General features: G+C 60.0%; 15 protein-coding genes. 10 read left to right on the forward strand and 5 right to left on the reverse strand.

Features of this window, described 5'->3' with window-relative positions; translation table 11 throughout:
• The 3 genes from AC2FNN_RS20320 to AC2FNN_RS20330 all read right to left on the reverse strand — a co-directional run.
• On the reverse strand, positions 1 to 307 hold a 307-nt coding region (locus tag AC2FNN_RS20320; protein WP_496760242.1), incomplete at its 3' end, for a LysE family translocator.
• A complete protein-coding gene (locus AC2FNN_RS20325; protein ID WP_496760243.1) occupies positions 304 to 903 on the reverse strand; it encodes a metallophosphoesterase family protein in 600 nt (199 codons plus the stop codon). The genes AC2FNN_RS20320 and AC2FNN_RS20325, both read right to left, overlap by 4 nt.
• Positions 900 to 1,667 (reverse strand): uracil-DNA glycosylase, encoded by a 768-nt coding sequence (locus tag AC2FNN_RS20330; protein ID WP_496760255.1) that lies wholly within the window; start codon positions 1,665 to 1,667, stop codon positions 900 to 902. Before AC2FNN_RS20330 ends, AC2FNN_RS20325 begins: the two co-directional genes overlap by 4 nt.
• An 83-nt stretch (positions 1,668 to 1,750) precedes the next feature.
• Here AC2FNN_RS20330 and AC2FNN_RS20335 point away from each other — a divergent pair, with 83 nt between their 5' ends.
• The 9 genes from AC2FNN_RS20335 to AC2FNN_RS20375 all read left to right on the forward strand — a co-directional run bounded on the left by AC2FNN_RS20335 (position 1,751) and on the right by AC2FNN_RS20375 (position 7,850).
• Entirely contained in the window at positions 1,751 to 2,365 is a 615-nt protein-coding gene (locus tag AC2FNN_RS20335) for a scavenger receptor class F, member 2 (RefSeq protein WP_496760244.1), read from the forward strand.
• Between the two features lie 59 nt (positions 2,366 to 2,424).
• Positions 2,425 to 3,360, forward strand: a complete 936-nt coding sequence (locus AC2FNN_RS20340) for an aspartate carbamoyltransferase catalytic subunit (protein ID WP_496760245.1) — start codon at positions 2,425 to 2,427, stop codon at positions 3,358 to 3,360.
• Complete coding sequence (locus AC2FNN_RS20345; protein WP_496760246.1) at positions 3,357 to 3,875, forward strand: hypothetical protein; 519 nt, start codon at positions 3,357 to 3,359, stop codon at positions 3,873 to 3,875. The genes AC2FNN_RS20340 and AC2FNN_RS20345 overlap by 4 nt, the downstream gene beginning before the upstream one ends.
• Positions 3,860 to 4,246: a hypothetical protein gene (locus AC2FNN_RS20350; protein WP_496760247.1), complete on the forward strand. Its 387-nt coding sequence runs from the start codon at positions 3,860 to 3,862 to the stop codon at positions 4,244 to 4,246. The genes AC2FNN_RS20345 and AC2FNN_RS20350 overlap by 16 nt, the downstream gene beginning before the upstream one ends.
• The gene (gene pyrC, locus AC2FNN_RS20355) at positions 4,243 to 5,523 is read left to right on the forward strand and encodes a dihydroorotase (RefSeq protein WP_496760248.1); all 1,281 of its coding nucleotides are present in this window, start codon (positions 4,243 to 4,245) and stop codon (positions 5,521 to 5,523) included. Before AC2FNN_RS20350 ends, pyrC begins: the two co-directional genes overlap by 4 nt.
• Positions 5,523 to 6,128: a glycerol-3-phosphate 1-O-acyltransferase PlsY gene (gene plsY / locus AC2FNN_RS20360; protein ID WP_496760249.1), complete on the forward strand. Its 606-nt coding sequence runs from the start codon at positions 5,523 to 5,525 to the stop codon at positions 6,126 to 6,128. Before pyrC ends, plsY begins: the two co-directional genes overlap by 1 nt.
• Positions 6,125 to 6,394 (forward strand): hypothetical protein, encoded by a 270-nt coding sequence (locus AC2FNN_RS20365; RefSeq protein WP_496760250.1) that lies wholly within the window; start codon positions 6,125 to 6,127, stop codon positions 6,392 to 6,394. Before plsY ends, AC2FNN_RS20365 begins: the two co-directional genes overlap by 4 nt.
• Before the next feature lie 183 nt (positions 6,395 to 6,577).
• On the forward strand, positions 6,578 to 7,054 hold the full coding sequence (locus AC2FNN_RS20370; RefSeq protein ID WP_171635047.1) for a YHS domain-containing (seleno)protein: 477 nt from the start codon (positions 6,578 to 6,580) through the stop codon (positions 7,052 to 7,054).
• A 259-nt stretch (positions 7,055 to 7,313) separates the two neighbouring features.
• Positions 7,314 to 7,850, forward strand: coding sequence for an outer membrane protein (locus tag AC2FNN_RS20375; RefSeq protein ID WP_496760251.1), 537 nt, complete (start codon positions 7,314 to 7,316; stop codon positions 7,848 to 7,850).
• Between the two features lie 39 nt (positions 7,851 to 7,889).
• On the opposite strand, the gene AC2FNN_RS20380 is transcribed toward AC2FNN_RS20375, so the two are convergent.
• Entirely contained in the window at positions 7,890 to 8,873 is a 984-nt protein-coding gene (locus AC2FNN_RS20380) for a quinone oxidoreductase family protein (RefSeq protein WP_496760252.1), read from the reverse strand.
• Between the two features lie 192 nt (positions 8,874 to 9,065).
• Between AC2FNN_RS20380 and AC2FNN_RS20385 the strand changes: the two genes are divergently transcribed.
• Positions 9,066 to 9,923, forward strand: coding sequence for a DUF2189 domain-containing protein (locus AC2FNN_RS20385; protein ID WP_496760253.1), 858 nt, complete (start codon positions 9,066 to 9,068; stop codon positions 9,921 to 9,923).
• Between the two features lie 30 nt (positions 9,924 to 9,953).
• On the opposite strand, the gene AC2FNN_RS20390 is transcribed toward AC2FNN_RS20385, so the two are convergent.
• Positions 9,954 to 10,355, reverse strand: a 402-nt coding sequence (locus AC2FNN_RS20390; protein ID WP_496760254.1) for a zinc-binding dehydrogenase, incomplete at its 5' end; no start/stop codon positions are given.

Here is a 10,355-nt window from a genome sequence, read left to right on the forward strand (position 1 = left end):
CAGGCGCATCCCCAGTCGAAGCGCCATGCCGGACCGCACCCCAGGCCAGATACATCAGGTAAACGGCACCCATCCAGCGGATCACTTCAAAAAGCCAGGGCAGCGCCGACACCGCAGCGCCCAGCCCAAGCCCTGCCAGCAGCACGTGAATCATTGAACCCACGGACACGCCGGCGCTTGCCGATACCGAAGGCCACGCCCCGGATCGCAGCCCTTGGCCAAAGCAGAACATCATATCAGCACCGGGCGTCAGGTTCAGTGCCAGTGCCGCCGGAACAAAGACCAGCAAGGTCTGGAATTCGATCACGTATCCACCTCGAACCAACTTGGCGTCGGGCCCAGATTGGCCAAATGCGTTCGCCCCAAGGACCCGCGATAGCCCCAGCTTTCATGCACATGACCGAAGAACGCAAATCCCGGCTGAAGGCGTTCCACCGCATCCCGTATGGCAGTCGATCCGACCGAAAGGCCTTGCGATGTCTGATCCCCATACCCTTTGGGCGGAGAATGAACGATCAGGACATCAGCCGTTTCACACCGGTCGAGCATCTCGGCCGCCTCACCTTCTGTCAGGTCACAGGACCAGTCTCCGAACGGGGTCGGTGGTACGCCGTAGCCAAGACCAAACAAGCGCAAGCCGTCAATGGTCATGCCAGACCCATGCAGGACATGGACACCGTCCGGGGCCGCATTGCCCAGCTCTTCTGCACTTTCCGCGTTTCCCGGGATCAGGACCAGCGGGGCCGAAATGCCGGACAGCATCTGCATCGCCTCGTCCAGCCCCTGACGCGAATTGCAATAATCACCGGCACCGATGACAAGATCAGCCTGGGCGCTGGCGGCAACAAGATCGGCTGCCCGGTTGCGCGCCATGTGCAGATCAGAGAATGCCAGAACCTTCATGTTGCACCTCGCAGCCGCGCTTTCAGTTCCAGCAGATCCGCCCAGGCCTGCCGTTTCATCTGCGGTTGTCGCAGCAGGTAAGCCGGGTGGAACATCGGAATCACTGGCAGATCCATTGCCTGATCCCATTTGCCGCGCAAGCGGGTGATGCCACGTTTGCCCAGCACCGCCTGACAGCTGATATTCCCCATCACAACCAGAACCTCGGGTCTGGCCAGGGCCACGTGGCGTTCCAGGAACGGCTTCATCATCCCGATCTCTTCGGGCTTGGGGTCGCGGTTCTGCGGGGGCCGCCATGGCAGCACATTGGTGATATAGACGTTTTCGCGACGATCCAGATCTATTGCCGCCAGCATCCGGTCCAGCAACTGACCCGCACGGCCGACAAAGGGCTTACCCTCGCGATCCTCATCGCGACCCGGCGCCTCGCCGATGATCATCACACGCGCGCCGGGGGTCCCATCGGCAAAGACCAACTGCCGCGCACCGCGCTTGAGCTCGCAATGTTCGAACGCGTCCATCGCTGCGCGCAGCTGATCCAGCGATCCCGCGTCGCGCGCTGCGGATCCTGCGATTACTACCGGGTCCACATCCCTTGGCATTGCCGGGGCGGCGGGGGGCGTTTCCGGGTTCCTGGGTTTGGCCGTGGTGTCAGGCAACGCGTACCGGTCAACCGGCACATCACCGATTGCGTCGGTCACGCCCAGTTCGATCTGCCATTCCAGCAGCGCCCGCGCAGAATAATAGTCCAAGCCCGATTCCATAGGCATAACTTACCCGCCTGAGGGCTGAGGGAAAGCGAATAGGGCTTGATCGGTCGCTCTGTCGCGCCGACCATCGGCGTGCGATGCTCAGATTTCTGCGATTCCTCATCATTGGATTAGTGCTGGTTGTCACCGATGATCCGGCATGGGCCACGTTTCATGACAAACACGGGCAGTGCCGTGCGGGTCAGTTCAAATGCGGCAGCACATGTTGTTCAGGCGGGCAAAGATGCAGTTTTGATGGCCATTGCATTCCACTGGGCGGCACCTATTGCGGCGGCGGGCGCAGTTGCGGCCCGTTCGAACGCTGCGTTGCCGGTGGACTCAGATGTGCGCCCGCAGGCCTGAACAAATGCGCATCGCGGCTGGATTGTCCGGGCGACAGTTTCTGCAATGGCCGTGGCGAATGTGAACGAAGCGCACCCGAACTGGATACGACGCCACCGACCACATGCGCTGATGGCAGAACCTGCGCGCGCGGTTCGGCCTGCCTGCCCGGCGTGGGCTGCACTCGTCCGGGGTGGTTCCTGTGCGAGGAAACCGGATCACAATGCCGCCCCGGTTTCAAATGCTCGGAGCATCAAGGCTGCGTACCGATCAAGGCCATCGACTGTGGTTATGGCAAGTGGTGCAAGCCGGGTGAACAATGCCTGCCCGAAGGCGGCTGCGAAAAACTGTCAGAGGGTACGGAACCTTAGGTTGCCTTGCGCCGCACAGCTTCCTATAAGCGGCCCGATTGTCAGACAGGAGCCCGCCCATGCGTTTCGCCCATCGTCACCTTCTTGGCATCGAGCATCTGTCGCAATCCGATATCACTGAAATTCTGGATCTGGCCGAGTCCTATGTCGACATGAACCGTCAGTCGACCAAGCATTCGGACGTTCTGTCGGGGCTGACCCAGATCAACATGTTCTTTGAAAACTCGACCCGCACGCAAGCCAGTTTCGAACTGGCAGGCAAGCGTCTGGGTGCGGATGTGATGAACATGGCAATGCAGGCCAGCTCGATCAAAAAGGGCGAGACGCTGATCGACACCGCGATGACGCTGAACGCGATGCATCCCGATCTGTTGGTTGTGCGGCATCCCCATTCCGGCGCGGTCGACCTGCTGGCGCAGAAGGTCAATTGCGCGGTGCTGAACGCCGGTGACGGCAAACATGAACACCCTACGCAGGCCCTGTTGGACGCGCTGACCATCCGACGCGCCAAGGGCCGCCTGCACCGGCTGAACATCGCGATTTGCGGCGACGTGGCCCATTCCCGCGTCGCGCGATCAAACCTGATCCTGCTGGGCAAAATGGAAAACCGTATTCGACTGATCGGCCCGCCGACACTGGTGCCCAGCCAGTTTGCTGAGTTCGGGGCCGAAATCTACGACGACATGAACGAGGGTTTGAAAGACGTTGATGTTGTCATGATGCTGCGCCTTCAGAAAGAGCGGATGGATGGCGGGTTCATCCCCTCGGAACGCGAATACTATCACCGCTACGGGCTGGATGCCGCAAAGCTGGCGCAAGCCAAGCCCGAGGCGATCGTGATGCATCCCGGGCCGATGAACCGCGGGGTCGAGATCGACGGCACATTGGCGGACGACATCAACCGATCCGTCATTCAGGAACAGGTGGAAATGGGCGTCGCGGTCCGCATGGCCGCGATGGATCTGCTGGCCCGCAACCTGCGCGAGGCCGCATGAGCGATCTGACCGTCGCCCCCCACGAACGCGGCGTCTTGCGCCTGTTCACGCTGGACATGCTCCCGGAAGAGGCCAAGTTCCTGCGCGAACCGGGTGCCGCCGATCAGGTGCTTGGGGTCGACGGGCTGGACCCCAGCCATATCGATATTTTCCCGGTCTCCGACCTCGAAGACCTCGGGCTGTACGGCTATCTGACCGAGGGCTGCGGCGTGTCTGCGGACCAGCTGGACCAGGACGCTCTGGTCGCAATCGACGGTTGGGTCATGGCCCTTCGCAGCGCAGCTTTCAACGGACATCCGGCGACACTGAACCCCGATCCGCGCCTGCGTCTGATCGGCCTGTTCACGGAAGAGGCCACGAACTGGACCGGGGGAACGATCGAAACCGAAAGCGCCAAGCCCTTCTCGGCCCCGCAGGCCATTCCAGCCGATGACAAACCCCGTCGCGTAGGATCGGCCATTCTGGCACTGGTCGCGCTTTTGGTTATCGGAGGCGTCTTATGGCTGATCCTGTGAATTTCGCCCCGGACAAAGGGGCCTATATCCGCACAAATGCATGGCTGGCTGCTGTTGCTATGGCCGGTGCCATGCTCGTTTTGTGGCTGATCGGCAATCCTTACGTCTGGACCGGAGCGCCTGCTGGCCTTGCCGCCATTGGCATACGGGCGTGGTACCTTGCCTCGGAAGAGATGGTCGCCACTTGGCAATTGTCAGACACCGCACTGACCGGTCCCGGCGGACGCAGCGTGCCGCTGAATCAGATCGCCGCCGTGAATATCATGGGCAGCTTCGTCCAGGTTGTCACCAAGGGCGGCGACAAGCATCTGATCAAGTACCAGTCAGACCCGGCCGCCACCAAAGCCGCGATTGAAAGGGCCATTCCATGACCACCCTGATCTTCACCAATGCCCGCCTGATCGACCCTGATAGCGGCACGGACAGTCCCGGCTGGCTGCACATTGCCGGCGGCCTCATTCTGGGCAAGGGTAACGGGGATGCGCCCGTTGCTGACGCTCAGGTCATCGATTGCGGCGGCAAGTGCCTTGCCCCCGGCATCGTCGATATCGGCGTCAAGGTGTGTGAGCCGGGGGAACGGCACAAGGAAAGCTACAAATCCGCGGGTCTCGCTGCCGCGGCCGGTGGTGTCACCACCATCGTCACCCGACCGGATACTCTGCCCGCGGTCGATACGCCGGAAACGCTGGAATTCGCGACCCGGCGTGCTCAGGCGGATGCGCCGGTCAATGTTCTGCCGATGGCCGCGCTGACCAAAGGGCGCGACGGGCGAGAGATGACGGAAATCGGGTTTTTGCAGGACGCAGGCGCCGTGGCCTTCACCGATTGCGATCACGTCATCACCAATACCAAGGTGTTTTCCCGCGCCCTGACCTATGCGAAGTCCTGTGGCGCTTTGGTGATTGCCCATCCTCAGGAACCGGGGCTCAGCGCCGGAGCGGCGGCGACCAGCGGCAAGTTCGCGGCATTGCGCGGCCTGCCCGCAGTGTCACCGATGGCAGAGCGGATGGGGCTGGACCGTGACATCGCGCTGCTGGAAATGACGGGCGCGGCCTATCACGCCGACCAGATCACCACCGCCCGCGCCCTGCCCGCGCTGGAACGGGCCAAGCGCAACGGGCTGGACATAACTGCCGGCACCTCGATCCATCACCTGACGCTGAACGAGCTGGACGTGGCCGACTATCGCACCTTCTTCAAGGTCAAGCCTCCGCTGCGGTCCGAGGATGACCGGCAGGCGGTGATCGAGGCGGTGCGCACCGGCCTCATCGACACGATCAGTTCGATGCACACGCCGCAGGACGAAGAAAGCAAACGCCTGCCGTTTGAAGAGGCCGCCTCGGGCGCGGTGGCGCTGGAAACGCTCTTGCCTGCGGCATTGCGCCTGTATCATGCCGACCAGTTGGACTTGCCGACCCTGTTCCGGGCGATGGCATTGAACCCGGCCAAACGGCTTGGTCTGACAAGCGGTCGCCTGTCGCAAGGTGCCCCGGCGGATCTGGTTCTGTTCGACCCGGATGTACCTTTTGTGCTTGATCGCTTTGCTTTAAAATCCAAATCTCAGAACACGCCATTTGACGGCCAGCGGATGCAAGGTAAGGTCATTTCGACCTATGTTGCAGGTAAAGAAGTGTTCCGGAGTTCCTGATGCCCCCGATCGACAACTCGACTAGCGAACTGCTCCAGTGGGCGGTGGTTGGATATCTCTTGGGCTCCATTCCCTTCGGGCTGTTGCTTGCAAAGGTCATGGGGCTGGGAAATCTGCGCGAAATCGGATCCGGAAATATCGGCGCAACCAACGTCCTGCGAACCGGCAACAAAGCCGCCGCGGCGCTGACCTTGCTGTTCGACGCGGCCAAGGGCGCGGTCGCGGTTCTGATTGCCCGTGCTTATGCCGGAGAAGACGCCGCGCAGGTCGCAGCCCTTTTTGCCTTTCTGGGTCATTGCTTTCCCATCTGGCTGGGTTTCAAGGGCGGAAAAGGCGTGGCCACCTTTCTGGGCCTCTGGCTGGCGCTGGACTGGCGTGTCGGAGTTGCGTGCTGTCTCAGCTGGCTGGTGGCAGCGGCGATCTGGCGGATATCCTCGGTCGGCGCGCTTGCCGCGGCCGCGCTTTCAACGACCTGGGTGCTTGTTCTGACAAACGGACAATCCTTTATCCTTGGGATTATCCTGACCCTTATGATCTACTGGCGTCACAGCACCAATGTCGCACGGATCAAGGCCGGAACTGAACCGAAAATCGGAAAGTCGTGACACCGCCGGACGCTTTCGTTTCCGCTTTTTTCGCGCTGCCCGAAGGCAGTTTTACAGGTACATCAGGGGATCGGCGCTATGTCGTCGTGCGCCAACAGATGGCAAAGGGGAAATCCCACAAGCTGGTTGCGCACGAACTGGGCGGCACCGACTATGTCAGCTTGAACCTGTATCAGACACGCATCAGCGGCGCGCTGCTGAGGCCTTGTGAAATGGCGGCCTGCAAAGTCATCGCGTTTGTTCTGGATTTTGAACCGGACGCGTAATGTCAGGCCTGCATTTTTGAACAGACGTTCCTCTCTGACGCACAATCACGATTCATTGTTTTGAACGTGATCCACCTGCTTCCCAGATCGCTGTCGTGACGGTCAATTACGGGCCACACAGGACAACAATCCGGAGCTTCCGATCGGCACATAGACGAGGCTCCTTTCACGAAAGGTGGAACAATGAACAAGTTTAAATCTCTGATCGGTGGCGTCGCTCTGTCCGTTGCACTGGCAACATCCGCTCTGGCCGCTGGAGTGGACATCAACGCAAGCTCGACCGGTCTGGCCATGCAGGGTTATGACCCGGTTGCCTATTTCACCGTCGGCGAAGCGACCAAGGGCGACTACCGCATCACCACGCTGCACGACGATGCCTTGTACCGTTTCTCGTCCGAGGAAAACAAAGCCGCCTTCGAAGCAAACCCGGAAGCTTACCTGCCTGCCTACGGCGGCTATTGTGCCTTTGGTACAGCCATGGGCTTCAAATTCGACGGTGACCCGAACCACTGGAAAATCGTCGACAACAAACTGTACCTGAACTTGTCGGAAGACATCCAGGAACGCTGGGAAGGCGACATCCCGGGCTTTATCGAAAGCGCAAGTGCAAACTGGGAAAACATCGCGGACAAGACCCCCGCCGAGTTGCAAAAGCAATAATCCGCTGAAACTTTCAGATGTGTCGGCGGCGGAACGTTCCGCCGCCGCATGTCGTTTGAAGACCTCTCATTTCTTCCTATCTCATCAGTATAAGAAGTGCCCGCTTTCAAAGGGCACCGGCGTGTCTTGTCACGTTTCAAGCCGGAAATCGGGCCGGAGTTCGTAGGTATCACTGATCCGATGACGTTAGCGGATCGTAAATGTCTGCACAGGTGAGCTGAATTTCACCGGAGCAGAGTGACAATCGAAAGGAAATGAGATGACTGTAAAATTGGCTCTCATCACCACTGTCGCAACCGTGGTCGCGGGATCGGCGATGGCACAATCCTCGGGCAACTGGACCGGGTTCTACGGCGGTCTGCAACTGGGTTATGCCGATGTGGACACCAGCCTGTCCGGTGTCGATGGCGATGGCGCGATCGGCGGTATCATCCTGGGCTATGATTATGATCTGGGCGACTGGGTCGTTGGCGGCGGATTTGACTATGACTGGACCGACGTGGGCTTGTCCAACGTTGCGGTGACCGTGGAAGATGTATGGCGCCTGAAAGCGCGCGCAGGCTACAAGGTAAACCCGCAAGGTCTGCTGTATGGCACAGCAGGCTATGCCGAAGCGGGTACGGACACCCTGGGCAGTGATGATGGGTGGTTCATCGGTGCAGGTTATGAACAGATCGTGGCGCCGAACGTGAGCGTCGGTGGAGAGTTGCTGTACCACGAATTCGATAACTTCAATGGAAGCAATGTGGATGTCGACGCAACCACACTGCAAGTCCGGGTCGCTTATCGGTTCTGACCTGCTTGTTGGACCCGGCTTTTCAAGCCGGGTCTCAGTTCAGAGGTCCAGAATTGTGCTGCCGGTCGTCTGACGCGCCTCAAGCGCACGATGGGCATCGGCGATCTGGTCAAGCGCAAAGCGCTGATCGATATGGATCTTGACCTCTCTGCCCTCGACCTTGCCAAACAAACGGCGCGCCATTGCCTGACATACGGAGTGATCCGCAATATGGGTGAACAAGGTGGGTCGGGTAATCTTGAGCGATCCTTTCTTACCCAGAACACCGATATCGAATGGCGGCACCGGGCCTGAAGCGTTGCCGAAGGAAATCATCATCCCCAACGGTTTCAGGCAGTTCAACGATCCTTCGAACGTGTCCGCCCCCACGGAATCCATAACCACATCCACACCCTTGCCTTTGGTGATCTCGGCCGCCCGTTCGGCGAAATTCTCGGACCGGTAGTTGATGCAATGCGCGGCCCCGTTGAACCGGGCAAGGCTGCATTTCTCGTCGGTTCCCGCCGTGCCAATCAGGGTGATCCCTTCGGATTTTGCCCATTGGCAGGCGATCAGTCCGACTCCACCCGCCGCGGCATGGAACAGCACCGTATCCCCACGTTTCAGCGGAGTGGTTCGGTGAAACAGGTATTCAACCGTCAAACCCTTCAACATCATAGCCGCTGCAGCGTCGAAAGAGATGCCATCCGGCAAAGGGCACACTTGTGCCGCAGGCATTACGCGGGCCTCGCAATACGCGCCGGGTGGGGCTGCGGCATACGCGGCCCGTTGACCGGGTTGCAGGTGCGTTACCCCTTCCCCAACGGCCTCGACGACACCCGCCGCTTCCATCCCCAACGCATGGGGGAGTTCCAGAGGATACAATCCAGTGCGTTGATAAACATCGATAAAGTTTAGACCGCAGGCATGGTGACGGATACGTATTTCACCCGGTCCGGGGTCGCCCAATGGCCTGTCTTCGATCCGCAGAACCTCGGGCCCGCCGAATTCGTGCAATACCACCGTTTTCGCTGTTGTCTGCATCCTGACCTCCTCTTGCCTGACATCAAGCTAACATGACTGCGATGCGGAGCAATCGTCCGATATCAGAGTGTTGATCAGGATTCCGCCAAACTGTGCTATACTGCGATCAGGCGTTGTCGGCTGGTCCGGCCACGGACAACCAAATGCCGGATCCATTCCGCGGCGCGAACCTCGCCAGGAAAGGGGATGAAAATGGCTAAAACAATCGGAAATCCGATCAGTTGGGCGGCCCAGAATCTGGGGGCGGCCGGTGATCACGTCTCGGATAGCGTTTCAAAACTCGGAAGCGCGGATACCAAACACTTGCCGATGGTGCAGACATTGACACTGCAAGATCTGCGCGCTTGTCTGAAGGCGGGGTATCACGACTTTGTCGAAACACGGGCGGATGCCATATTCATTGTGCTGATCTACCCGATCGCGGGGCTTTTGATGTTCGGCTTTGCCCTGAACGTCAACATGGTTCCACTTCTGGCGCCTCTGGTCGCCGGTTTTGCCTTGATCGGTCCAGTCGCAGCTGTGGGGCTGTATGAGATCAGCCGCAAACGAGAACAAGGCAGCACGGTGCATTGGCTGGATGCGTTCGGCGTATTCCGCTCTCCGGCTTTCGGCGCAATTCTGGTTTTGGGCTTCTATCTGGTGATGCTTCTGCTGATCTGGCTGATGGTGGCGCAAAGCATCTATACGCATACAATGGGGCCAGAAGCCCCCGCGTCGCTTGGCACTTTTGCCAAGCAGGCCTTCACTACGGTTGCCGGCTGGACCATGATGGTTGTCGGACTCGCTGTTGGGTTCGTGTTCGCTCTTTGCGCTCTGGCTGTCAGCGTCGTCAGTTTTCCATTGCTTCTGGACCGGCAAGTCGGATTGCCGGTGGCGGTCGTGACGTCGTTTCGCGTGTTGCGTCACAACCCCGGCGTCATCTTGACCTGGGGTTTCATCGTGGCGGCCCTTCTGTTTCTGGGCGCCCTGCCGATGCTGTTGGGCCTGATCATAGTGATGCCGGTTCTGGGCCATGCCACATGGCACCTGTACCGCCGCGCGGTTGCGTGAACGCGCGGGTCTGCCCCGCGCGCGCAGAGTTCAGCCCGCCACGTTCAGGACGATCTTGCCAATATGGCCCGAGCTTTCCATGCGTGCATGGGCGGCCGCAGCCTCGGCCAGATCAAATTCGCTGTCGATGACAGGCGCAACCTTGCCAGCCTCAAGCAGAGGCCAGACAGCTTCGCGCAGGTCCTGCGCAATCCGGGCCTTGGCCAGATCGCTTTGCGGGCGCAGGGTGCTGCCGGTCAGGGTCAGACGCTTGACCATCATCAGGGCAAAGTTCAGCTCGACCACCGGGCCTTGCAGAAACGCGATCTGGACCAGCCGCCCATCCTCGGCCAGAGCTTTGACGTTGCGCGGGATATAGTCGCCACCGACCATGTCGAGGATCAGGTTTGCCCCGCCTTCGGCCCGCATGACGGCCACAAAATCCTCATCGCG

The sequence above is a fragment of the Ruegeria sp. BHSA118 genome (assembly GCF_059613405.1).

What these genes read in the sequence shown, in the direction of transcription:
- pyrC (WP_496760248.1), top strand. Translation starts at nt 4,243, where the DNA reads ATGACCACCCTGATCTTCACCAATGCCCGCCTGATCGACCCTGATAGC.
- AC2FNN_RS20340 (WP_496760245.1), top strand. Translation starts at nt 2,425, where the DNA reads ATGCGTTTCGCCCATCGTCACCTTCTTGGCATCGAGCATCTGTCGCAA.
- plsY (WP_496760249.1), top strand. Translation starts at nt 5,523, where the DNA reads ATGCCCCCGATCGACAACTCGACTAGCGAACTGCTCCAGTGGGCGGTG.
- AC2FNN_RS20335 (WP_496760244.1), top strand. Translation starts at nt 1,751, where the DNA reads ATGCTCAGATTTCTGCGATTCCTCATCATTGGATTAGTGCTGGTTGTC.
- AC2FNN_RS20350 (WP_496760247.1), top strand. Translation starts at nt 3,860, where the DNA reads ATGGCTGATCCTGTGAATTTCGCCCCGGACAAAGGGGCCTATATCCGC.
- AC2FNN_RS20375 (WP_496760251.1), top strand. Translation starts at nt 7,314, where the DNA reads ATGACTGTAAAATTGGCTCTCATCACCACTGTCGCAACCGTGGTCGCG.
- AC2FNN_RS20380 (WP_496760252.1), bottom strand. Translation starts at nt 8,873, where the DNA reads ATGCAGACAACAGCGAAAACGGTGGTATTGCACGAATTCGGCGGGCCC.
- AC2FNN_RS20325 (WP_496760243.1), bottom strand. Translation starts at nt 903, where the DNA reads ATGAAGGTTCTGGCATTCTCTGATCTGCACATGGCGCGCAACCGGGCA.
- AC2FNN_RS20370 (WP_171635047.1), top strand. Translation starts at nt 6,578, where the DNA reads ATGAACAAGTTTAAATCTCTGATCGGTGGCGTCGCTCTGTCCGTTGCA.
- AC2FNN_RS20345 (WP_496760246.1), top strand. Translation starts at nt 3,357, where the DNA reads ATGAGCGATCTGACCGTCGCCCCCCACGAACGCGGCGTCTTGCGCCTG.
- AC2FNN_RS20330 (WP_496760255.1), bottom strand. Translation starts at nt 1,667, where the DNA reads ATGGAATCGGGCTTGGACTATTATTCTGCGCGGGCGCTGCTGGAATGG.
- AC2FNN_RS20385 (WP_496760253.1), top strand. Translation starts at nt 9,066, where the DNA reads ATGGCTAAAACAATCGGAAATCCGATCAGTTGGGCGGCCCAGAATCTG.